The sequence below is a fragment of the Streptomyces sp. MUM 2J genome (assembly GCF_022414535.1).
Lineage (GTDB): Bacteria > Actinomycetota > Actinomycetes > Streptomycetales > Streptomycetaceae > Streptomyces.
In genome coordinates, this window is sequence record NZ_JADWYM010000001.1 from 452,717 (window position 1) to 474,744 (window position 22,028).

At 72.7% G+C, this 22,028-nt stretch carries 18 protein-coding genes; 3 read left to right on the forward strand and 15 right to left on the reverse strand.

Translation table 11 applies throughout. From position 1 onward, the window contains the following. Window positions 1–3 precede the first annotated feature (3 nt). The 3 genes from recA to I3F54_RS01740 form a co-directional block, all read right to left on the reverse strand. Window positions 4–1,137: a recombinase RecA gene (gene recA, locus I3F54_RS01730; protein WP_240116717.1), complete on the reverse strand. Its 1,134-nt coding sequence runs from the start codon at window positions 1,135–1,137 to the stop codon at window positions 4–6. A 570-nt stretch (window positions 1,138–1,707) separates the two neighbouring features. Further along, entirely contained in the window at window positions 1,708–2,976 is a 1,269-nt protein-coding gene (locus I3F54_RS01735; RefSeq protein ID WP_240116718.1) for an AI-2E family transporter, read from the reverse strand. Window positions 2,977–3,087: 111 nt separating this feature from the next. Then, window positions 3,088–3,282 carry a DUF3046 domain-containing protein gene (locus tag I3F54_RS01740; RefSeq protein WP_240116719.1) on the reverse strand — a complete coding sequence of 65 codons (195 nt, stop codon included), beginning with the start codon at window positions 3,280–3,282 and terminating at the stop codon, window positions 3,088–3,090. 78 nt (window positions 3,283–3,360) lie between these two features. On the opposite strand from I3F54_RS01740, the gene I3F54_RS01745 reads away from it, so the two are divergent. Further along, on the forward strand, window positions 3,361–4,305 hold the full coding sequence (locus tag I3F54_RS01745; protein WP_240116720.1) for a hypothetical protein: 945 nt from the start codon (window positions 3,361–3,363) through the stop codon (window positions 4,303–4,305). Window positions 4,306–4,439: 134 nt separating this feature from the next. Here I3F54_RS01745 and I3F54_RS01750 read toward each other — a convergent pair whose 3' ends face one another. The 3 genes from I3F54_RS01750 to I3F54_RS01760 are packed head-to-tail and all read right to left on the reverse strand — an operon-like array spanning window position 4,440 to window position 6,474. Beyond that, entirely contained in the window at window positions 4,440–4,748 is a 309-nt protein-coding gene (locus I3F54_RS01750) for an AzlD domain-containing protein (protein WP_240116721.1), read from the reverse strand. Continuing rightward, a complete protein-coding gene (locus I3F54_RS01755) occupies window positions 4,745–5,566 on the reverse strand; it encodes an AzlC family ABC transporter permease (protein WP_240116760.1) in 822 nt (273 codons plus the stop codon). The genes I3F54_RS01750 and I3F54_RS01755 overlap by 4 nt, the downstream gene beginning before the upstream one ends. After that, window positions 5,494–6,474: an AraC family transcriptional regulator gene (locus I3F54_RS01760; RefSeq protein WP_240116722.1), complete on the reverse strand. Its 981-nt coding sequence runs from the start codon at window positions 6,472–6,474 to the stop codon at window positions 5,494–5,496. Before I3F54_RS01760 ends, I3F54_RS01755 begins: the two co-directional genes overlap by 73 nt. Window positions 6,475–6,658: 184 nt before the next feature. Between I3F54_RS01760 and I3F54_RS01765 the strand changes: the two genes are divergently transcribed. Both I3F54_RS01765 and I3F54_RS01770 read left to right on the forward strand, forming a co-directional pair. Beyond that, entirely contained in the window at window positions 6,659–11,587 is a 4,929-nt protein-coding gene (locus I3F54_RS01765; protein ID WP_240116723.1) for an ATP-dependent helicase, read from the forward strand. Between the two features lie 54 nt (window positions 11,588–11,641). After that, complete coding sequence (locus I3F54_RS01770) at window positions 11,642–12,481, forward strand: Fpg/Nei family DNA glycosylase (RefSeq protein ID WP_240116724.1); 840 nt, start codon at window positions 11,642–11,644, stop codon at window positions 12,479–12,481. Window positions 12,482–12,604: 123 nt separating this feature from the next. On the opposite strand, the gene I3F54_RS01775 is transcribed toward I3F54_RS01770, so the two are convergent. The 9 genes from I3F54_RS01775 to I3F54_RS01815 form a co-directional block, all read right to left on the reverse strand. After that, window positions 12,605–12,907: a hypothetical protein gene (locus I3F54_RS01775; protein ID WP_240116725.1), complete on the reverse strand. Its 303-nt coding sequence runs from the start codon at window positions 12,905–12,907 to the stop codon at window positions 12,605–12,607. A gap of 112 nt (window positions 12,908–13,019) precedes the next feature. After that, on the reverse strand, window positions 13,020–13,490 hold the full coding sequence (locus tag I3F54_RS01780) for a Dps family protein (RefSeq protein WP_240116726.1): 471 nt from the start codon (window positions 13,488–13,490) through the stop codon (window positions 13,020–13,022). 275 nt (window positions 13,491–13,765) lie between these two features. Next, window positions 13,766–14,146 carry a helix-turn-helix domain-containing protein gene (locus I3F54_RS01785; protein WP_240116727.1) on the reverse strand — a complete coding sequence of 127 codons (381 nt, stop codon included), beginning with the start codon at window positions 14,144–14,146 and terminating at the stop codon, window positions 13,766–13,768. Between the two features lie 109 nt (window positions 14,147–14,255). Beyond that, window positions 14,256–14,801 (reverse strand): CinA family protein, encoded by a 546-nt coding sequence (locus tag I3F54_RS01790; protein ID WP_240116728.1) that lies wholly within the window; start codon window positions 14,799–14,801, stop codon window positions 14,256–14,258. After that, window positions 14,798–15,598 carry a CDP-diacylglycerol--glycerol-3-phosphate 3-phosphatidyltransferase gene (gene pgsA, locus I3F54_RS01795; protein ID WP_240116729.1) on the reverse strand — a complete coding sequence of 267 codons (801 nt, stop codon included), beginning with the start codon at window positions 15,596–15,598 and terminating at the stop codon, window positions 14,798–14,800. Before pgsA ends, I3F54_RS01790 begins: the two co-directional genes overlap by 4 nt. Continuing rightward, complete coding sequence (gene rimO, locus I3F54_RS01800) at window positions 15,595–17,067, reverse strand: 30S ribosomal protein S12 methylthiotransferase RimO (protein WP_240116730.1); 1,473 nt, start codon at window positions 17,065–17,067, stop codon at window positions 15,595–15,597. The genes pgsA and rimO overlap by 4 nt, the downstream gene beginning before the upstream one ends. Before the next feature lie 86 nt (window positions 17,068–17,153). Then, window positions 17,154–17,993 carry a helix-turn-helix domain-containing protein gene (locus I3F54_RS01805; protein WP_240116731.1) on the reverse strand — a complete coding sequence of 280 codons (840 nt, stop codon included), beginning with the start codon at window positions 17,991–17,993 and terminating at the stop codon, window positions 17,154–17,156. 302 nt (window positions 17,994–18,295) lie between these two features. Then, the gene (locus I3F54_RS01810) at window positions 18,296–21,001 is read right to left on the reverse strand and encodes a DNA translocase FtsK (RefSeq protein WP_240116732.1); all 2,706 of its coding nucleotides are present in this window, start codon (window positions 20,999–21,001) and stop codon (window positions 18,296–18,298) included. 123 nt (window positions 21,002–21,124) lie between these two features. Continuing rightward, window positions 21,125–21,805 (reverse strand): two-component system response regulator, encoded by a 681-nt coding sequence (locus tag I3F54_RS01815; RefSeq protein WP_240116733.1) that lies wholly within the window; start codon window positions 21,803–21,805, stop codon window positions 21,125–21,127. Window positions 21,806–22,028: the final 223 nt, after the last annotated feature.

Here is a 22,028-nt window from a genome sequence, read left to right on the forward strand (position 1 = left end):
GGGTCAGCTCTTGGCAGCCGCGGCCTTGGTCTTTGTGGCCTTGGCAGCCGTCGGCGCGGGCACCGTCTTGGCGGAGTCGGCCGCGGCCCCGGTCGTGGAGACCGCCGCGTCCGTGCCCGGCTCGGCGGCAGGTTCCTCGGGGCGGACACCGACGCCCAGCTTCTCCTTGATCTTCTTCTCGATCTCGTTGGCCAGGTCGGGGTTGTCCTTGAGGAAGTTGCGCGCGTTCTCCTTGCCCTGGCCGAGCTGGTCGCCCTCGTACGTGTACCAGGCGCCGGCCTTGCGGACGAAGCCGTGCTCCACGCCCATGTCGATCAGACCGCCCTCGCGGCTGATGCCCTGGCCGTAGAGGATGTCGAACTCGGCCTGCTTGAAGGGCGGGGCGACCTTGTTCTTGACGACCTTGCAGCGGGTGCGGTTGCCGACCGCCTCCGTGCCGTCCTTCAGGGTCTCGATGCGGCGGATGTCGATGCGGACCGAGGCGTAGAACTTCAGCGCCCGGCCACCGGTCGTGGTCTCCGGGGAGCCGAACATCACGCCGATCTTCTCGCGGAGCTGGTTGATGAAGATCGCCGTGGTCTTCGACTGGTTGAGCGCGCTGGTGATCTTCCGCAGGGCCTGGCTCATGAGGCGGGCCTGCAGACCGACGTGGCTGTCGCCCATCTCGCCCTCGATCTCCGCGCGCGGGACGAGCGCGGCGACGGAGTCGATGACGATGAGGTCGAGGGCGCCGGAGCGGACCAGCATGTCCACGATCTCCAGGGCCTGCTCGCCGTTGTCCGGCTGGGAGAGGATCAGGTTGTCGATGTCGACGCCGAGCTTCTTGGCGTACTCCGGGTCGAGGGCGTGCTCGGCGTCCACGAACGCGACCTGGCCGCCGGCCTTCTGCGCGTTCGCCACCGCGTGCAGGGTCAGCGTGGTCTTGCCGGACGACTCCGGTCCGTAGATCTCGACGACACGGCCGCGCGGCAGGCCGCCGACGCCGAGGGCCACGTCGAGCGCGGTCGACCCGGTCGGGATGACCTCGATGGGCTCCTTGGACCGCTCGCCCATGCGCATGACGGCGCCCTTGCCGAACTGCCGTTCAATCTGTGCGAGTGCGGCATCCAGGGCCTTCTCGCGGTCGGTTCCTGCCATGGGTTCCACCCGGTTTGCTTGAGTCGATCGCTTCACGTCAAAGACGCTAACGCCTGCCACTGACAATGCGCCCCGACGCCGGTCCGGCCTGTGGACAACTGGGGCATATATCCCTCGAAAACGGCACAGAACACACTGCCGAGCACCTCGCCGGAGCTTCCATGAGAATGGATGTTCGATTTTTGTGTCAAGCGCGTCACCCGGCTCTTCCGAGGCTACTGTCTCCTTCGCCCCCGTTCCGGCGAAGCGGTTCGGCGGACGCGTGTTCGTGCCACCGAAGCCCGAGCATCCCGTTCAGGAGCTCGGCCGCCGAGACACGCCGAGGCCTGCCGCGGGTGGCCGCGCGGCGCGAGGTCAGACGGACCGCGGCCTGCCGGCCTTCGGCGTACGTCGCACCATGAGCGAGCGGCCCGGGTCTCCCGGGCCCGGACGGCGCGCGCTCACCTTTCGGCACCTCCGGCGCAGGCCCCCTGCGGGGCGGGGCTCACCTGCCGCTGCGGGCAGGCTCCCGAAGCCCTGTGCGCAGCGGCTCACCCACCACGCGGGACGGCCCTGCCGCCGCCGGCGCACTCACGAACCGCTGCGGGGCGGCTCGCCGCCGGCGACACCGGCGGCTCCCTCCCGCGTACGGCCCCACGCGGTACGCGCGCGGGTCAGCAGGCCCTGGCCCCCGCCCCGGGTGCGGTGCCCGAGGACACGGGGGTCGTCCGTGACGTCGTACCGCTTCACGTACGCGCCCAGGAAGGCCTGGAGCGTGGCGACCGCCGGGATGGCGATCAGTGCGCCCACCGCCCCCAGGAGGGCGGTTCCGGCGATGACCGAGCCGAAAGCGACAGCGGGGTGGATGTCGACGGTCCTGGAGGTCAGCTTCGGCTGCAGCATGTAGTTCTCGAACTGCTGGTAGACCACGACGAAGACCAGTACCCACACCGCGTACCAGGGGTCGACCGTGAAGGCGATCAGCATCGGCAGCGCGCCCGCGAGGTAGGTGCCGATGGTGGGGATGAACTGCGAGACCACGCCGACCCAGACACCGAGCACGGGCGCGTACGGGATGCCCAGGGCCTCCAGCAGCACGTAGTGCGCGATGCCGGAGATCAGCGCCATCAGGCCGCGTGAGTACAGGTAGCCGCCGGTCTTGTCGACGGCGATCTCCCAGGCGCGCAGCGCCTCGGCCTGCCGGGCCGGCGGCAGCAGCGAGCAGACCGTGCGGCGCAGGCGGGGGCCGTCCGCCGCGAAGTAGAACGAGAACAGCCCGACCGTCAGCAGCCGGAAGAGCCCTCCGAGGACCTGCGCGGACACGTCCAGGACGCCGGTGGCGCTGTTCTGGACGTACTTGCGCAGCCAGTCGGAGTGGAGCAGGCCCTCCTGGACGTCCACCCGTCTCAGCTCGGTCCGGAAGGTGGAGTTGATCCAGTTGATGACCGAGTCGAGGTAGTCCGGGAAGCCCTCGACCATCTTCACGATCTGGCCCGCGAGCATCGAGCCGAGCAGGGTGACGAACCCCGCGGAGACGATCAGCAACCCGAGGAAGACCAGGAACGCGGCGAGCCCGCGCCGCAGACCGCGATCGGCCATCCAGCTCACCGCGGGCTCGATCGCCAGGGCCAGGAAGAACGCGATCAGGATGTTGATCAACAGGCCGGTCAGCTGGTGGAAGGCCCAGCTGCCCAGCTGGAACACGGCGATGAGCGCCAGGGCGAGCACCATGGCGCGCGGCAGCCAGCGCGGCATGCGCGCGCCCGGCCTGCCGCCTTCGGCCGGTGACCGGGCGGGCGGAGTCGTGCCGAGCGGGGGTGCCTGCCGGGTGAGCTGCCCGGACTCGTCAGTGGATGCCACGGGGCAAGTCTCGCGCACGCGGCCGGTGATCGGTTGCCCTCCCGTGGTCCTGCGTCCCACCCGGTCCGGCTGCCCGCAGGCCGACGCGGCCGGCAGGGGGGCGTCTGGCGGTCAGCGCTGCTCCTGGGGAACGTTCATCACCGTGCACACCACCCGCCACACGTCCTTGGCGTCCCAGCCGGCCGCCAGTGCCTCGTGCACCGTACGCCCGCCGAGTTCCGCCATCACGTGGTCGCTCGCGAAGGTGTCGGCGTACCCCGCGCCGAAGTGCTCCGCCATCCGCTGCCAGAAGACCGTCAACCGCATGCCTCGAGTATCCCGCCCCCGGGGTGGGCCCGAGCCGGGACCGCTTGCCGAGACCGCTTTCCGTCCTACGGTCTGACCATGGCCGAGAACGGAGTATCCCCACTCCCCCCTACGCCCCCGGCGCGTTCCCCGCTCTTCCGCGCCGAACAGTTCGTCTGGCTCACCGCGCGCGTACTGGAGCAGCGGCTCTTCGCCCACCACTTCCTGAACGGGAGCGCCGACCCGGTGGAGACCGCCCTCGACGCCCACCGCAACGGCGACGGCGGATACGGCCACGCGCTCGAGCCCGACCTGCGCGGGCCGGTCAGCCAGCCCCTGCACACCGCCCGTGCCCTGCACGTCCTGGACGCCATCGGACGCTGCGGCGGGCAGCGGGTGGAGCGCGTCTGCCGCTACCTGACGTCGGTCTCCACCGCGGACGGGGCCCTGCCGGCGGTCCATCCCAGCCAGCGCGGCTATCCCACGGCACCGTTCGTCCCGGTCGTCGACGCCCCGCCGAGCGACCTGCTCGCCACCGGGCCGGTCGTGGGCCTGCTCCACCGCAACGCCGTCTGGCACGCCTGGCTGTTCCGGGCCACCGACTTCTGCTGGCAGCGGATCGAGGCGCTGGAGAGGTCCCACCCCTACGAGGTACGGGCTGCCGTGTCCTTCCTGGACTCCGCGCCCGACCGGCCGCGCGCCGAGGCCGCGGCCGACCGCCTGGGCCGCCTGGCGCGCGATCAGCGGCTCGCCGCCCTGGACCCGGAGGACCTGGGCGCCCGGCCGGTCGCGCCGGGCTACGCCCCCGGCGAGTACCACTTCCCGCACGACTACGCCCGGACTCCGGACTCCCTCGCGCGCTCGTGGTTCACCGAGGAGGAGATGGACCGGTCCCTGGACTTCCTCGCCGCGGAGCAGCAGACCGACGGCGGCTGGCCGGTGCGCTGGCGGCGGTGGGCCCCCGCGCCCGCCCTGGAGGCGCGCCCGATCGTGACGATCGAGGCACTGCGCACCCTGCGGGCCTACGGCCGCCGCGTGGGGTGAGCCCGGTCCCGGCGCGGGTGACGGCACGCGCGCGGGAGTCCGGCTGCCTCGTACGGCAGGCGCGCCCCCGTCCCACTGCCGTGCGGGAACACGCGGGGCGTCGCGTAGGTGCCGGCGCGACGCCCCGCCGTCCCTCACCCGGTGACGGCCCGCGCCCCCGCGGTCACCACCACGGCAGCCGCCACGACCAGCAGGAAGGGCGCACGCAGGACGAGGGCCACTCCCGCCGCGCCCAGCCCGGCCGCTCGGGCGTCGAGCACGAGCGCGTGCCCGTCGGCGAAGGTCTGCTGCGCGGTGAGGGCGGCGAGGAGGGCCACCGGCAGCAGCGCGGCGAGCCGCCTGACGAGGGGACGCTCCAGCACCCCCGCGGGCACGAGCAGACCGGCGAGTTTGACCGCGTAGCAGCCGACGGCGGTGACGGCGACGGCGATCCAGACGTTCATCGCGCTCCCCCCGGCGTCCCGCGGCGGGCCGTCGTGTCGCGCCGTCCCGCCACGTACAGCACGGCCGGAGCCGCGAGAGCGGCCACCAGGACCGGTACACCGGCCGGCAGCACGGGCAGCAGTCCCAGGCCCAGCAGCACGGCGAGCGCGGCGACGGCCCGCTCGGTGGCCGTCCTGAGCATCGGCGCCAGCAGCGCGAGGAAGACCGCGGGACCCGCCGCGTCCAGGCCCCATGCGCCGGTGTCCCCGATGGCCTCCGCGCCGAGCGCGCCGAGCAGCGTGGTCAGGTTCCACAGCAGGTAGAGGCTGAGTCCGGTGACGGCGAACCCCACGCGCGCGTCGCGCCGCGTCGGCTGGGCCAGCGACACCGCCGTCGTCTCGTCGATGACCCACTGCGCGGCGAACGGGCGCACCGCGCGCGGCAGGGCCAGCAGCTGGGACAGGCGCAGGCCGTAGAAGGCGTTGCGCAGGCCGAGGAAGAAGGCGCCCGCTGCCGCCGTGACGGCGCCGCCGCCCGCCGCGAGCGCGCCCACCAGCGCGAACTGCGAGGCTCCGGTGAACACCAGGAGGCTCAGCGCGCAGCTCTGCCACACCGTGAGCCCGCTGCCGGCCGACGTCACCCCGAAGGCGAACCCGGACAGGCCCACGGCGACCCCGACTCCGAGGGCGTCGCGTACGACGGCCCTGTCCGGCCGCTCCCCATGCGCTGCTCCCGCGGCTCCCGCCGCTTCTCCCGCTCCCCCTGCTACCCCTGCTCCTGCTCCTGCTCCTGCTCCTGCTCCTGCTCCTGCTCCTGCTCCTGCTCCTGCTCCTGCGATGTGCGTGTCCTCGGCTGTCGTCCGTTCTGCCACGCCTCGGACGGTACGAGCAGCCGCCCCCGCACGTCTTGTACGTTCTTGCGGTCTCCGTTCCGCTCACGCCGGTACGCGCCCGGCGGCACCCCCACGATCCGCGAGAAGTGCCGGTTGAGGTGAGGCTGGTCGGTGAACCCGACCGCTACGGCGGCCTCCGCGGGTGTCGTCCCCGCGTCCAGCAGCCGCTTGGCGCGCCGCACCCGGGCGTCCGTCAGCCAGGTGTGCGGCGGCATGCCGTAGGTGTCCCGGAAGGACCGCAGCAGCGAGAAGGGACTCGTCCCGAGGTCCGCGGCGAGCCGCTCCAGCGTCGGCGGCGCGGCCATGCGCTCCTCCAGCACGGCACGCGCGCGTGCCGCCGTCCGGGCTCCCGCCGTCCGCACCTCCCGCGCCGGCAACCGCCCGCCGTTCAGCCGCAGCAGCCGGGTCACGGCCACCCGCAGCAAGGTGTCGGCGGCCAGCGCGTTGCCCTCGTCGGCGGCCCGGAGCACCTGGTGGACCAGGCCGACGGCGCAGGGGTCGTCCAGCACCGGGCTGGCGAATCCCGGCGTGCCGCGCAGGAGCGTCGTCTCCGCGGCGATCTCCGCCACGACCTCGGGCGACGGATACACGGCCCCGTACCGCCACCCCTCGGGCACACCGGCCCGACCGGTGTGCGGCGTGTCCGGGTTGACCAGCGCGAGAGAGCCCGCCGCCACGTACACGTCTCCGCCACCGTGGTGGAAGACCTCCACTCCTTCGGCGACACCGGCGATCACGAAGTGTTCGTGCGTATGCCGCACGAAGGTCTTGCGGACGTAGCGGGCACGCAGCAGGTCCACACCGGGCAGCTCCGCGTACTGCCAGTGCCGCGCCCGCTCTCCCGAACCCGCCATCTCCCCATTGTCCGCCCCACCGGCCGCTCCACGACGTCCGGTCACGCCCGCAGCCCGACGCCACGGCCCGGACCGCCATCGGCACGCCGACCGCCCGCCCGGTCCGGTGCGGCCCCGGCGGGCGGCGGCTCCCGCGTTCCCGCAGGTCGGCGGGATTGTCAGTGGAGGGGTGCAGGATGGACGCATGGTCAGCTCCGCCCACCGAGCCCTCGACGGCTTCTCCCCCGCCACCCGCGGCTGGTTCACGGGGGCGTTCTCCGCGCCCACCGCCGCCCAGGCCGGTGCGTGGCAGGCCATCCGCGCGGGCTCGGACGTGCTGGTGGTCGCCCCGACCGGGTCCGGGAAGACCCTGGCGGCGTTCCTGGCCGCCCTGGACCAGCTGGCCTCGGCGCCCCCGCCCGCCGATCCGAAGAAGCGCTGCCGCGTCCTGTACGTCTCCCCGCTCAAGGCCCTGGCCGTCGACGTCGAGCGCAACCTGCGCAGCCCACTGACCGGCATCCGCCAGGAGTCGGTCCGTCTGGGGCTGCCCGAGCCGGAGGTGAAGGTCGGCATCCGCTCCGGTGACACCCCGCCCGCCGAGCGCCGGGCCCTGTCCACCCGTCCTCCGGACATCCTGATCACCACGCCGGAGTCGCTGTTCCTGATGCTGACCTCGGCCACGCGCGACGCGCTGGCCGGCGTGGAGACGGTGATCCTGGACGAGGTGCACGCCGTCGCGGGCACCAAGCGGGGCGCGCACCTCGCCCTGTCCCTGGAGCGGCTGGACGAGCTGCTGCCGGCACCGGCCCGCCGCGTCGGCCTGTCGGCCACGGTCCGCCCGGTGGACGAGGTCGCGCGCTATCTCTCGCCACGCCGCAAGGTGGAGATCGTCCAGCCGGAGTCCGGCAAGGAGTTCGACCTCTCCGTGGTCGTCCCGGTGGAGGACCTGGGCGAACTGGGCGGCGCCCCGGTCGCCGACGGAGGCGAGGGCGCCGAGCGCCCGTCGATCTGGCCGCACGTCGAGGAGCGGATCACCGATCTGGTCCAGGCGCACCGCTCCACCATCGTGTTCGCCAACTCCCGCCGCCTCGCCGAGCGCCTGTGCAACCGGCTCAACGAGATCGCCTACGAGCGGGCCACAGGGGAGCCCCTGGACGAGCACCACGCGCCGGCCGAGCTCATGGGCGGCTCGGGCGCGGCGCAGGGAGCGCCCGCCGTCGTCGCGCGTGCCCATCACGGCTCGGTCTCCAAGGAGCAGCGCGCCCTGGTCGAGGAGGACCTCAAGGCCGGCCGCCTGCCCGCCGTCGTCGCCACCTCCAGCCTCGAACTCGGCATCGACATGGGGGCGGTCGACCTCGTCGTCCAGGTCGAGTCCCCGCCCTCCGTCGCCTCCGGCCTCCAGCGCGTGGGCCGCGCGGGCCACCAGGTGGGCGCCGTCTCCACGGGTGTGGTCTTCCCGAAGTACCGCGGCGACCTGGTGCAGGCCGCCGTCGTCACCGAGCGGATGCGCACGGGCGCCATCGAGTCGCTGAAGGTCCCGGCCAACCCGCTGGACGTGCTCGCCCAGCAGATCGTCGCGATGACGTCGATGGACAGCTGGCAGTTCGACGACCTGCTGGCCGCGATCCGCCGCGCGGCACCGTTCGCCTCCCTGCCCGAGTCGGCCTTCACGACCGTCGTGGACATGCTCGCCGGCCGGTATCCCTCCGACGCCTTCGCCGAGCTGCGTCCGCGCGTGGTGTGGGACCGGGTGACGGGCACGATCACCGGCCGCCCCGGCGCACAGCGCCTGGCCGTCACCTCCGGTGGCACGATCCCCGACCGGGGCCTGTTCGGGGTCTTCCTGGCCGGCGCCGACCCGAAGAAGGGCGGCGGTCGGGTCGGTGAGCTGGACGAGGAGATGGTCTACGAGTCCCGCGTGGGCGACGTCTTCACGCTCGGCACCAGCTCGTGGCGCATCGAGGACATCACGCGCGACCGCGTCCTGGTCTCCCCCGCCCCCGGCGTCCCGGGCCGCCTGCCCTTCTGGAAGGGCGACCAGCTGGGCCGCCCGCTCGAACTGGGCCGCGCGGTGGGCGCGTTCCTGCGCGAGGTCGGCTCGCTGCCCCGGGACGACGCGCGGCTGCGCCTGCTGACCGCGGGCCTCGACGCCTGGGCCGCGGACAACGTGCTGTCCTACCTGGACGAGCAGCGCGCCGCCTGCGGCCACGTCCCGGACGACCGCACCATCGTCGTGGAGCGCTTCCGCGACGAACTCGGCGACTGGCGGGTCGTCGTCCACTCGCCCTTCGGCGCACAGGTCCACGCCCCCTGGGCGCTGGCGCTCGGCGCGCGCCTGTCCGAGCGGTACGGCATGGACGCCCAGGTCATGCACGCCGACGACGGCATTGTGCTGCGCCTGCCGGACGCCGACTTGATGGGTCTGGACCTGCTCGACCAGGAGCAGACGCGCACCGGCACCGAGTACGACGCCGAACAGGCGCCCGTCGGCGCGGCGGACGTCGTCTTCGACAAGGGCGAGGTCGACGGGATCGTCACCGACCAGGTCGGCGGGTCGGCGCTGTTCGCCTCCCGTTTCCGGGAGTGCGCCGCCCGCGCGCTGCTGCTGCCGCGCCGCAACCCCGGAAAGCGCACCCCGCTGTGGCAGCAGCGTCGGCGTGCCGCCCAGCTGCTGGAGGTGGCGAGCGAGTTCGGCTCGTTCCCGATCGTTCTGGAGGCGGTCCGCGAGTGCCTCCAGGACGTCTTCGACGTCCCCGGACTGGTCGAGCTGATGGGGGACCTGGAGGCCCGCAAGGTACGACTGGTGGAGGTCACCACTCCGGAGCCCTCCCCCTTCGCGCGCTCGCTGCTCTTCGGCTACGTCGCCCAGTTCCTGTACGAGGGCGACTCCCCGCTGGCCGAGCGCCGTGCCGCCGCGCTGTCGCTGGACTCCCGGCTGCTGGCCGAGCTGCTCGGTCAGGCCGAGCTGCGCGAGCTGCTCGACGCGGACGTGCTCACCGAGCTGGAGCGGGAGTTGCAATGGCTCACCGAGGACCGCCGCGTCAAGGACGCCGAGGGTGTCGCCGACGTGCTGCGCCTGCTCGGCCCGCTCACCGACGCCGAGCTCACCGCGCGGGGAGCCGACCCGCGCTGGGCGGGGGAACTGGCCGGCGCCCGGCGCGCCATCCGGGTGCGGATCGCCGGCGCCGACCACTGGGCGGCGATCGAGGACGCGGGCCGCCTGCGCGACGCGCTCGGCACGGCCCTCCCGGTCGGCGTGCCCGAAGCCTTCACCGAGCCCGTCAAGGACCCCCTGGGCGATCTCCTCGCCCGGCACGCCCGCACCCGCGGCCCGTTCACCTCCGCGACGGCCGCCGCCCGCTTCGGTCTGGGCGTGGCCGTCACCGAGGGCGCCCTGCAGCGGCTCGCCGCGGCGGGCCGGGTCGTCCAGGGTGAGTTCCACCCGGCCGGCATCGGTCAGGAGTGGTGCGACGCGGCGGTACTGCGACGTCTGCGCCGGCGGTCCCTCGCCGCGCTGCGGCACGAGCTGGAGCCCGTGCCGCCATCCGCGCTCGCCCAGTTCCTCCCCCAGTGGCAGCACGTCGGCACGGGTCACTCGCTGCGCGGCATCGACGGTCTGGTGCGTGCCGTCGAGCAGTTGCAGGGAGCGTCCGTGCCCGCATCGGCCCTGGAGAAGCTCGTCCTGCCGTCGCGGGTGAGGGACTACACCCCGGCGATGCTCGACGAACTCACCTCGGCCGGCGAACTGGTGTGGGCCGGCGCGGGCTCACTTCCCGGCAAGGACGGCTGGGTGTCGCTGTTCCTGGCGGACACGGCCCCACTGCTCCTCCCGCTGCCGCACCCGCTGGAGTTGACGGCCCTGCACCAGTCCGTCCTGGACGCCCTGTCCGGCGGCTACGGCCTGTTCTTCCGTCAGATCGCCGACCGGGTCCGCGCCGTAACGCACCCCGGGGTGACCGACATTCAGCTGGCGGAGGCCCTGTGGGACCTGGCCTGGTCCGGGCGGCTCACCAACGACACGCTCGCACCGATGCGGGCACTTCTCGGCTCCGGGCGCACCGCCGGGTCCACGGCCCATCGCGCCAAGCGCGCCGTCCCGCGCGGGCGTTACGGCGCGCTCACCGCCGCCGGCACCGCGTCCCGCGGCGGCCCGCCCACGGTCGCCGGCCGCTGGTCCCTGCTCCCGGCCCGCGAGGCGGACCCGACCGTGCGCGCCCACGCCCTGGCCCGGGCCCTCCTCGACCGGCACGGCGTGGTCACCCGGGGCGCCGTCTCCGCGGAGGGTGCCGAGGGAGGGTTCTCGGCGACGTACCGCGTCCTGTCCGTCTTCGAGGAGAGCGGCCAGGCCCGGCGCGGCTACGTCGTGGAAGGCCTGGGGGCCGCCCAGTTCGCGATGGACGGCGCGGTGGACCGCCTGCGCGCGGTCGCCAACGCCCGCGAGCGCGGCGACGGGAGCCCGGCATCGGCGTTCCCGGGCACCACCGCAGGCAGCGACGCCCCGGACGCTGTCGGCTCCCCCTTCGGCGACGCCACCGAGGCATCCGGCTTCCCGGGCGTGCCCGACTTCCCTGCCGTGCCCGGCTTCCCCGGTGTGCCGGACGCCGGACGCCGCACCGCCCGGGACGAGTACGTCTCTGCGCACGACCTTGCCGCGCCGGGCACGGGAGGCCCCCGGAGCGGCGGCTCCGGCTTCCCCCACGGCACGGGCTTCGGGGACCGCTACCGGCGTTCCCCGTCCACCGAGTCCCGGGCCGTCGTGCTGGCCGCCGCCGACCCCGCCAACGCCTACGGCGCCGCCCTGCCGTGGCCGGAGCCCCCGACCGGCGCCGGGCACAAGCCGGGCCGCAAGGCGGGCTCCCTCGTGGTGCTGGTGGACGGCGAGCCCGTGCTGTACATGGAGCGCGGCGGCAAGACCCTGCTGGCCTGGCCCGAGGCTCCGGACGCCGCGGTGATCGACGATCCGCGCCTGCCGGCCGCCGCGGAGGCCCTCGCCGCGGCTGCCCGCGCGGGGGCCCTCGGGACGGTCACCGTCGAGCGCGTCAACGGCACCCCGGCCCTGACATCCCCCCTCGGCACGCTGCTGGAGGCCGCCGGATTCATCGCCACTCCGAGGGGCCTGCGACTGCGGGCGTGACCGGGAAGCCCCTCCGGCATCCCGCCCGCCCTCATTGCGTGCCACTCTTGACCCATGCCCGAAGGAGACACCGTCTGGCAGGCCGCGAGGCGACTGCACGACGCCCTGGCAGGCAAGGTGCTGATCCGCAGCGACCTGCGGGTGCCCAGGTACGCGACGGCCGACCTCGGCGGCCGTACCGTCCTGGGCGTCACCCCGCGCGGCAAGCACCTGCTGACCCGCGTCGAGGGCGGCCTGACCCTGCACTCGCATCTGATGATGGACGGGACGTGGAAGGTGTACGCCCCCGGCCAGCGCTTCAGCGGCGGCCCGGCCCACCAGATCCGCGCCGTCCTCGGCACCGGCGACCGCACGGCCGTCGGCTACCGCCTCACCGTGCTCGACCTGTTGCGCACGGTCGACGAGGACCGCGTCGTGGGCCATCTGGGCCCGGACCTGCTCGGCCCGGACTGGGACGCCGACCGCGCGCTCGCCAACCTTCTCAGGGACCCCGCCCGCCCCCTCGGCGAGGCCCTGCTGGACCAGCGCAACCTGGCCGGCATCGGCAACATCTACAAGAGCGAGCTGTGCTTCGTGCTGGGCACGACGCCGTGGCTCCCGGTCGGCGCCCTGCCCGCCGACCGCGCCGCGCACCTGCCCACGCTCGCCCGGCGGCTCCTGGAGGCCAACCGGGACCGCCCGGTCCGCAGTACGACGGGCCGCCACGGCCAGGACCTGTTCGTGTACGGCCGGGCACCGCGCCCGTGCCTGCGCTGCGGCACCCCCGTCCGACTCGCCAACCAGGGGGACGGTTCGCACGAGCGCCCGACCTACTGGTGCCCGAGCTGCCAGACGGGACCGGCACCCGCCCCCGGTGCCGTCCCGGGTCGGACACCACGTCTCCGGTCCCGCTGACGGCCTCGCGCCGTACCCGGCGGGCACCGCGGCGCCCGGGTTCCGGCCGGCAGGTCCGGACGACGGCACCGGGCGCCGTTCATCAGCGCCAGCGCACCCCCACAGGCGCCGCGAACGTCTCGTTCACACGGGGTCGGGCCCTCCGTCCGAACCCCGCGGCAGCGGTGCCGTGTTGCCACGGGGCTCGGTGTCCTCGCCCCGCGCACCCGTCCGCCAGGCGTCCCGCCACCGTCCTTCGCGCAGGGCACCCACCGCGCGAGTGCTGGGCACGCAGTGCACCGGGAGCACGCTCAGCCCCCATCCGCCGACTGCGACGGCCCCCTCCAGGGTGCCCGCTCCCGGCGCCAGGGCCAGTCGCAGCACGGCCCACCACCAGACCACCCCGAGCCCCAGAGCGGTCACCCGGCGCGCTGCCCGACCCGCCATGGCGGTCACCTCCAGCCGGACGCCAGGACCCCACCCTCGCGGGACGCAAGGGCGTACAGCGGTGCAGAGGGCCGTGCGAACCCCACAGGGCGGACGGCCGTGTCCGCCGCCGTCAGCCGTTCTCGGCCTGGAACATCCAGTGATGCTTCTCCAGATCCGCCGTGACGCCGATGAAGATGTCCTGGCTGATCGGGTCCGCGTCACCGGTCGCCGACACGCGTTCCCTCATCCGGGCGATGACGGCGCCCAGGGCGTCCACGAGCGTGCCCACCGCGTCGGAGTCCTTGACCCAGCCCTCGGCCACCGCCGCGATGCCGCTGCCCGCCGCCACGGTCGCCGCTCGCCCGTCGGGCGGGACACCGAGGGCGGAGGCGCGCTCCGCGACGGTGTCGGAGTGGACGCGGGCGGTGTCCACGACCTCGTCGAGCTGGAGATGGACGGACCTGAACCGCGGTCCGACGACGTTCCAGTGCACCTGCTTCGCGACGAGTGCGAGATCGATGAGGTCGACGAGCGCGCCCTGGAGCGCCTCGGCGACGGTCTTCAGGTCCGCGTCGGACAGGGGACTCTTCACGACGTACATCCACGCCTCCATCGGTCACCGGTCGTGCCGTTCCACGATGACCGCGGAACAGGACTCCGGCAAACGCACCGGGAACCGGCCGAAGACCCCACCAGGGCGCCTCCGGCGCATCCAGATGCGCCGGAGGACGCCGAAGGACGCGAAGGACACAGCGTGAAGTCGAAGGGCGCCGAAGGGTGCCGAGGGGCGCCGCAAGGTCGCGGGAAACGCGAAAACCCCGGCCGTACCTCTCCGGTGTCCCGGAGAGGCCCTGGCCGGGGTCTCACAGGCGTGCTTCAGGCAGCGACGACGTCCACCGCTTCGGCGGGCGCCTTGATGGTCACCCGTTCCGGTGACACACCCGTCACCGACACGGAGCCCAGCATCGGGCGAACCGGTGCGGAGACAGGCTCGCTCGGGGTGGCCGCAGCAGACCGGGCCAGCTCGGCGAGGGCGAGTTCGTCACTCACTTCCCGCATGAGCTCGGACATCCGTACGTCCAGCGCGTCGCAGATGGCGGAGAGCAGCTCGGAGGAAGCCTCCTTCTGCCCCCGCTCCACCTCGGAGAGATAGCCGAGTGACACTCGGGCGGACGAGGAGACTTCGCGCAGAGTACGGCCCTGGCGCTGGCGCTGCCGACGCAGCACGTCACCCAACAGGCGACGGAGCAGAATCATCGGTGGCTCCCTCCTCGGACCGAGTAGCCGCATCCTTCTCGCCCCACCGTACCGCCTTGCGCCGCGGCCGTGCGGGGAGCGATGTCGTGTTCACTCAGGGCTGCAAACATCAAAACCCCCCGTTCTGTTCCGTATCCTGTGCCCGCTCGTTCCCGGTCTGTTCGCCCGCAAGCTCCTCGAGGAGGAGTGCGAGTACGCTCCGTGCACTCTCCATACGGATTTCCGCACGGTCGCCGTTCAACCGCAGTGGCTGCACTTTTCCGCCACCGGCAGAACCGGAATCCGGCGGGAAGGGCCCGTCCACGGCCACGAAGACCGTCCCGACGGGCTGTCCGTCCTGCGGCTCCGGACCGGCCACACCGGTCGTCGCGAGGCCCCAGTCGGCGCCGAGCGTCTTGCGCACTCCTGCCGCCATCTCTGCCGCGACCTGCGCGTCCACCGCTCCGCGGGCGGCCAGCAGGCCTGCGTCGACCCCGAGCAGCTCGTGCTTGAGCGCGGTGGCGTACGCCGTCACCGAGCCCCGGAACACCCGGGAGGCACCCGGAACCGCGGTGATCTCCGCAGCGACCAGTCCGCCGGTCAGCGACTCGGCGACGGCAACCGTCTCGCCCCTCACGCTCAGTAGTCGCACCACGTCGGCGGCAGGGGACGTCACGCTTCGCTCTCCTCCAAGGCAGCCCTGCGCTCGGCCATTCCCCGCCTGCGCAGCACAATGGCCTGTCTTACGTAGTCGAGGCCCGTCACCACGGTCAGCACGACCGCCGCGGCCATCACCCAGAACCTCAGGGTGGCCAGCCACCCCGTCAGTGCCAGGACGTACATCCCCACGGCCACGCCCTGCGTGAGCGTCTTGAGCTTGCCGCCGCGGCTCGCCGGGATCACGCCGTACCGGATGACGAGGAAACGCATCAGCGTGATGCCGAGTTCCCGGCCGAGGATCACTATCGTCACCCACCACGGCAGGTCGCCGAGAGCCGACAGGCAGATCAGCGCCGCCCCCATGATCGCCTTGTCGGCGATGGGGTCGGCGATCTTCCCGAAGTCGGTGACGAGGTTGTAGGTGCGTGCCAGGTGCCCGTCGAACAGGTCGGTGATCATGGCGATGGCGAACGCCGCCCAGGCGAACGAGCGCCACGCCGGGTCGTATCCGCCGTCGGCCAGCATCAGCGCCACGAAGCCCGGCACGAGGACGAGCCGGAGCATGGTGAGCAGGTTGGCGATGTTCCAGACGCTGGCCTGGTTCACGGCGGCGGCGGCGATCTTCGCGCCGCGCGCGGGCTTCGTGCCCTCCTCCGCACCGATGCTCCTCGCCGTCTCCGGCGCGGCCGTCACGTCGGACGTGCCCGGGGCGGAAGCACCCGTCGCACTGTGGGCCGTCGCCCCACCCTGGGCCCGCCCGGCGCCCTGCGCCTGGGAGGAGCCGCCCGCCGCGGACGCCGGTACCCCGGTCATCTACCCGCCTCCTCGCCGGCCCGGAACCCGTTCCCCAGGGGTTCGGCGACCAGGTCGACGCCCTCGGTGCCGACCACCTTCGCCTCCACGACACGGCCGGCGCTCAGGCCCTCGCCGTCCGTCAGCAGCACCTGGCCGTCCGTCTCCGGCGCCTGATGGGCGGCACGGCCGCACACACCCTCCTCGGTGTCCACGGACTCCACCAGCACGCGGACGGTCTCGCCCACGCGCTCCTCGGCGCGCTGCGAGACGAGTTCCTCGGCGAGGCGGGACACCCGCGCCAGCCGCTCGGCGACGACGTCCCCGTCGAGCTTGTGGTCGTACGTCGCCGCCTCCGTGCCCTCCTCGTCGGAGTAGCCGAAGACACCGATCGCATCCAGCCGCGCGTTGTTGAGGAAACGCTCCAGCTCGGCGAGGTCGGCCTCGCTCTCGCCGGGGAATCCGACGATGAAGTTGGAGCGCACGCCCGCCTCGGGGGCCTTGCTCCGGATGGTGTCGAGCAGCTCCAGGAAGCGGTCGGTGTCGCCGAAGCGGCGCATGGCGCGCAGCACCTCGGGGGCGGAGTGCTGGAAGGACAGGTCGAAGTAGGGCGCGACGTTCGGCGTCGAGGTCAGCACGTCGATCAGGCCGGGCCGCATCTCGGCGGGCTGGAGGTAGCTCACCCGCACCCGCTCGATGCCGTCGACCTCGGCCAGCTCCGGCAGCAGGGACTCCAGCAGGCGGATGTCGCCGAGGTCCTTGCCGTAGGAGGTGTTGTTCTCGGAGACCAGCATGATCTCCTTCACCCCCTGCTCGGCCAGCCATCGCGTCTCGTTCAGCACGTCGCTCGGCCGGCGCGAGATGAAGGAGCCGCGGAAGGACGGGATGGCGCAGAACGTGCAGCGCCGGTCGCAGCCGGAGGCGAGCTTCACCGAGGCGACCGGGGCGCCGTCCAGCCGGCGGCGCAGGGGCGCGCGCGGTCCGGAGGCCGGGGCGAGGCCCTGAGGGAGGTCCGCCGGGCCGTGCCCGGGCAGCGCCACCTCTGTGGCCGACTCCTGCCGCTCGGCGGGGCTGATCGGGAGCAGCTTGCGCCGGTCACGCGGGGTGTGGGAGGCGTGGACGCCACCGGACAGGATGGTCTGCAGGCGGTCGGAGATGTTCGCGTAGTCGTCGAAGCCGAGCACACCGTCGGCCTCGGGGAGAGCCTCCGCCAGTTCCCTGCCGTACCGCTCGGCCATGCAGCCGACCGCCACGACGGCCTGGGTTCTGCCGTGCCCCTTGAGGTCGTTCGCCTCCAGCAGGGCGTCGACGGAGTCCTTCTTGGCGGCGTCGACGAAGCCGCAGGTGTTGACGACGGCGACTTCGGCGTCCGCGGCTTCCTCCACGAGCTGCCAGCCGTCCGCCTCCAAACGGCCTGCGAGCTCCTCCGAGTCCACCTCGTTACGGGCGCAGCCAAGGGTGACGAGTGCGACGGTACGGCGTTCAGGCATGGGCTCAAGAGTACTTTGTCCCACAGGCCGCGAACGTCGACGGGGTTGGCGATCTTGGCCAACCCCGTCCGTTTCCCGCGCTCCGGCTACCCGATCTGCGGGTCGCCCTTTGTATAGGTCAGCCGTTCGACGGCGCCCGGCTGGAAGTCGTCCTCGATCTTCTTGCCGTTGACGTACAACTGGATCGCGCCGGCGTCGCCGAGCACCAGGTTGATCTTGGAGCTGTCCTGGAAGGTCTTGGACTGGCCCTGCTTGAGCAGCCCGTCGAAGAGGAGGCGGCCGTTGTGGTCCTTGGCCGAGATCCAGCTGCGCCCGTCGGTGGCGCTGACCTGGACCGTGACCTTGTCCTGGGGCGCCGCGGCGATCGCGCTGTCGGAGGGCTCGGGCTTCTGGTCGGCGTTCTTCCGGCCGGAGGGCGTGGGTGAGGCGGAGGTGCTTGCCGTGGGCGTGGAACCGCCGGCGGCCTGGTCGTTCGTGCCACCGTCACCACCGCCCTTGACCGCGGTGAAGCCGACGAAGCCGACGACGGCGACGATCGCGGCGACCATGGCAGCCGTCCAGTTCGGCCCCCGCCGCTCGGGGCGGATGCGTTCCGCCTCGAACAGCGGCGCCGCCGGAGTGGGCGCCGGGCGCCCGCCGTGCTCGGCGTCGTACTGGGTGATGAGGGGTGCGGGATCGACGTGGACGGCCTTGGCCAGGGTCCGGATGTGGCCGCGGGCGTAGACGTCTCCGCCGCAGGGGGCGAAGTTGTCCGCCTCGATCGCGTGCACGATCGTGATACGGACGCGGGTGGCGTTGCTGACGTCGTCGACGGTCAGACCGGCGGCGATGCGTGCCTGTTGGAGTGCACGGCCGACGGAGAGGTGGGATTCCTCGCGATCGTCTTCGAACGGACGCTCGTCTTCAGGGGAGTTGCCGATGGACACGGGGGCGCCTTTCGAGCGTGTAGCCACCTGTGCTGGAGGTTCAGTTTAGGGGGGGTACGAAAGGGTGGGGCAACCGGGCGGTGTACGTCTTTACGCCATCGGAATGGCCGGACACGCCGATGACGGGACGGGGACGGTCCCCGAGGTGGGCCCGTCCCCGCTCTCTCGCTCAACTTGACGTGCGCCGGGGGGAAACGGTTGCCCAGAGTTCCCTAACGGGTAAGTCACGAATCGCTCCCCCCTCCCGGGTCCCGTGCCGCGCTCCGTCCTCCCCTGGTACCCGCGGTCGGCGTCCCCAACGCCTACCCGTCGGACTCCCCCCGGATCAGCGCCAGCGCGCCGTCCAGTTCGTCGGGCTTCACCAGGACGTCGCGGGCCTTGGAGCCCTCGCTGGGGCCGACGATGTTCCGTGACTCCATCAGGTCCATCAGCCGTCCGGCCTTGGCGAAGCCGACCCGCAGCTTGCGCTGGAGCATCGAGGTGGACCCGAACTGGGTGGAGACGACCAGTTCGGCGGCCTGGCACAGCAGGTCGAGGTCGTCGCCGATGTCCTCGTCGATCTCCTTCTTCTGCTTGGTCCCCACGACCACGTCGTCCCGGAAGACCGGCGCCATCTGGTCCTTGCAGTGCTGGACGACGACGGCGACCTCCTCCTCGGTCACGAACGCGCCCTGCATGCGGACCGGCTTGTTGGCCCCCATCGGCAGGAACAGTCCGTCGCCCTTGCCGATCAGCTTCTCCGCGCCGGGCTGGTCGAGGATGACCCGGGAGTCGGCGAGGGAGGAGGTGGCGAAGGCGAGCCGCGAGGGCACGTTCGCCTTGATCAGGCCGGTGACGACGTCGACCGAGGGCCGCTGCGTGGCGAGCACCAGGTGGATACCGGCGGCGCGCGCGAGCTGGGTGATGCGGACGATGGCGTCCTCCACGTCACGCGGCGCGACCATCATCAGGTCGGCCAGCTCGTCGACGATCACCAGAAGGTACGGGTAGGGCTGGAGCTCGCGCTCGCTGCCCTCGGGCGGCTTGACCCGGCCCTCGCGCACGGCGCGGTTGAAGTCGTCGATGTGCCGGTAGCCGTATGCGGCGAGGTCGTCGTAGCGCAGGTCCATCTCGCGGACGACCCACTGGAGCGCCTCGGCGGCCCGCTTGGGGTTGGTGATGATCGGGGTGATCAGGTGCGGGATGCCCTCATAGGCCGTCAGCTCGACCCGCTTGGGGTCGACGAGGATCATGCGGACGTCCTCCGGGGTCGCCCTCATCATGATCGACGTGATCAGGCAGTTGACGCAGGACGACTTACCGGACCCGGTGGCGCCGGCGACCAGCATGTGCGGCATCTTCGCCAGCGAGTGCATGACGTACCCGCCCTCGACGTCCTTGCCGAAGGCGACGAGCATCGGATCGTCGTCCTCGGCCGACTCCGCGAGGCGCAGCACGTCGCCGAGGTTGACCATCTCCCGGTCGGTGTTCGGGATCTCGATGCCGACCGCGGACTTGCCGGGGATCGGGCTGATGATCCGCACGTCCGGGCTGGCGACGGCGTAGGCGATGTTCTTCGTCAGCGCCGTGATGCGCTCGACCTTGACGGCCGGGCCCAGCTGCACCTCGTAGCGGGTGACCGTGGGCCCCCGCGTGAAGCCGGTGACGGCGGCGTCCACCTTGAACTCGGTGAAGACGTTGCGCAGGGCGTCGACGATCGCGTCGTTGGCGGCGCTGCGGGCCTTGCCGGGGCCGCCTCGGGTGAGGAGGTCCAGGGAGGGCAGCGCGTAGGTGATGTCGCCGGAGAGCTGGAGCTGCTCGGCGCGCGGCGGCAGGTCGCGCAGCTCCGGGGGGGACGACTTGGTGAGGTCGGGGACCGACGGGACCTTCGAGCCCTCCCGCTTCGGCCGCGCGGCCGGCACCGGGGCCGGCGTGGTCTCCTCCCGGTCGCCGGCGCGCACCCCGTGGGTGAGGTCGGCGACGATCGGCGAGGGCGGCATGCCGTGCAGCACCGCGCCGTCGAGGTCGGCCGCCGCGGCCGCGGCGATGTCCACGGCGTCCGGCTCGCGGTCCGCCGCGGGCTGCGGGACGGCCGGGCGGCGGGGGCGGCCGCGGCGCCGGGCGAGGGCCTCCTGCTCGGCGCCGTCGGGGTCGTACTCCTCGGGTGCGCCCGAACGCCTGCGGGGCCGGCCGGGCAGGGCCTCGCGCCACTGGTTGTCGTAGCGCTCCTCGTCGTCGCCGAACTCGTCGGTCTCCGGGTCGTGCACGACCCCGAGCCGCACGCCGAGCGCCCGGAGCCGCTGCGGGACGGCGTTGACGGGGGTGGCCGTGACCACCAGCAGACCGAAGACCGTCAGCAGCACCAGCAGCGGGACGGCGAGGACCTCGGTCATGGCGAACGTCAGAGGGGTCGCCGCGGCCCAGCCGACGAGCCCCCCGGCGTCCCGTATGGCCTGCATGCCGTCGCTGCGGGCCGGCGAGCCGCAGGCGATGTGGACCTGCCCGAGCACGCCGACGAGCAGCGCGGACAGACCGATCACGATCCGGCCGTTGGCCTCCGGTTTCTCGGGGTGCCGGATGAAGCGCACGGCGATGGCGGCGAGCACGACCGGGACGAGCAGGTCGAGTCGGCCGAAGGCGCCGGTCACCAGGATCTCGACCAGCCCGCCGACGGGGCCCCTCAGATCGGCCCAGGTACCCGCGGCGACGACGAGTGCGAGACCGAGGAGCAGCAGGGCGACGCCGTCCTTGCGGTGGGCCGGGTCGAGGTTCTTCGCGCCCTGCCCTATCCCGCGGAACACGGCACCGACGGCATGGGCGAGGCCCAGCCACACGGCCCGCACCAACCGGTAGACGCCTCCGGTGGGACTGGGCGCCGGCCTCGGCGCGGGCTTCTTCGCCGCGGCCTTCTTCGCGGGCGCCTTCTTGGCAGCGGTCCTTTTCGCAGCGGCCTTCTTCGCCGGAGCCTTCGCGGGAGCAGCCGACTTCTTCGCGGGCTGCTTCTTGGCTGCGGAGGGACGTGAGGCCATGGATGTGAGGTTACCGGTGGAGACGACAGCGGACACGCGTGCCCATCGCTTCACCCGTTCGTGTCGCCCTTGCGGGCAGGCTCACCTGACGCGCGCTCACCCGCAACGGACCGGCGGCACACGTCAGTTCTGCGAGGGCACCGAGGTACTGCCGTTCCCCGAGCCTGGTTCCAGGGCGTCCAGGGCACGGCGCAGGCCGGTGAGTTTCCGCTCCAGATGGGCGGCGGTGGCGACGGCCGCCGCGTCCGCGGACTCCTCGTCGAGTTGTTTCGACAGGGCCTCGGCCTGCTCCTCGACGGCCGCCAGCCGCGCGGACAGCTCGGCGAGCAGTCCGGCCGGCTCCTTGGTCGCGACGCCGCCCTTGTCACCGCCCTCCAGCTGGAGCCGCAGCAGCGCCGCCTGCTCCCGCAGCTGGCAGTTCTTCATGTACAGCTCGACGAAGACCGAGACCTTGGCGCGCAGCACCCACGGGTCGAACGGCTTGGAGATGTAGTCCACCGCACCGGCCGCGTATCCGCGGAAGGTGTGGTGCGGGCCGTGGTTGATCGCGGTGAGGAAGATGATCGGGATGTCCCGCGTCCGTTCCCGCCGCTTGATGTGCGCGGCCGTCTCGAAACCGTCCATCCCCGGCATCTGGACATCCAGCAGAATGACCGCGAAATCGTCCGTGAGCAGTGCTTTGAGTGCTTCCTCCCCGGACGATGCCCGCACCAGCGTCTGATCGAGCGCAGAGAGGATCGCCTCCAGCGCCAGCAGATTCTCCGGCCGGTCATCGACCAGGAGGATCTTGGCCTTCTGCACCATGGCCCGCCCTCCTCGCCCCGGCATGGGGCCTCCCCTGTCCACAGGACCAGGGGTAGCACCGACGGGTGCCGCCCCCGGGGACGACTCCCTTGCGCCGCCCGTCCTCGTGCCGGTCATCGTAGCCGCACCCCGCCTGTCGCCACACCCTGTCACCGCGATGTCACTGTGCACGTAGCAAAAACGCGGCAGGAGACCAGAAGGTTCCCCGATTCCCGCACTTCTA

Excerpts from the sequence above, each read along its gene's own strand:
- recA (WP_240116717.1), bottom strand. The coding sequence starts at position 1,137 with ATGGCAGGAACCGACCGCGAGAAGGCCCTGGATGCCGCACTCGCACAG.
- I3F54_RS01740 (WP_240116719.1), bottom strand. The coding sequence starts at position 3,282 with ATGCGGTTGACGGTCTTCTGGCAGCGGATGGCGGAGCACTTCGGCGCG.
- I3F54_RS01745 (WP_240116720.1), top strand. The coding sequence starts at position 3,361 with ATGGCCGAGAACGGAGTATCCCCACTCCCCCCTACGCCCCCGGCGCGT.
- I3F54_RS01750 (WP_240116721.1), bottom strand. The coding sequence starts at position 4,748 with ATGAACGTCTGGATCGCCGTCGCCGTCACCGCCGTCGGCTGCTACGCG.
- I3F54_RS01760 (WP_240116722.1), bottom strand. The coding sequence starts at position 6,474 with ATGGCGGGTTCGGGAGAGCGGGCGCGGCACTGGCAGTACGCGGAGCTG.
- I3F54_RS01765 (WP_240116723.1), top strand. The coding sequence starts at position 6,659 with ATGGTCAGCTCCGCCCACCGAGCCCTCGACGGCTTCTCCCCCGCCACC.
- I3F54_RS01770 (WP_240116724.1), top strand. The coding sequence starts at position 11,642 with ATGCCCGAAGGAGACACCGTCTGGCAGGCCGCGAGGCGACTGCACGAC.
- I3F54_RS01775 (WP_240116725.1), bottom strand. The coding sequence starts at position 12,907 with ATGGCGGGTCGGGCAGCGCGCCGGGTGACCGCTCTGGGGCTCGGGGTG.
- I3F54_RS01780 (WP_240116726.1), bottom strand. The coding sequence starts at position 13,490 with ATGTACGTCGTGAAGAGTCCCCTGTCCGACGCGGACCTGAAGACCGTC.
- I3F54_RS01785 (WP_240116727.1), bottom strand. The coding sequence starts at position 14,146 with ATGATTCTGCTCCGTCGCCTGTTGGGTGACGTGCTGCGTCGGCAGCGC.
- pgsA (WP_240116729.1), bottom strand. The coding sequence starts at position 15,598 with ATGACCGGGGTACCGGCGTCCGCGGCGGGCGGCTCCTCCCAGGCGCAG.
- rimO (WP_240116730.1), bottom strand. The coding sequence starts at position 17,067 with ATGCCTGAACGCCGTACCGTCGCACTCGTCACCCTTGGCTGCGCCCGT.
- I3F54_RS01810 (WP_240116732.1), bottom strand. The coding sequence starts at position 21,001 with ATGGCCTCACGTCCCTCCGCAGCCAAGAAGCAGCCCGCGAAGAAGTCG.
- I3F54_RS01815 (WP_240116733.1), bottom strand. The coding sequence starts at position 21,805 with ATGGTGCAGAAGGCCAAGATCCTCCTGGTCGATGACCGGCCGGAGAAT.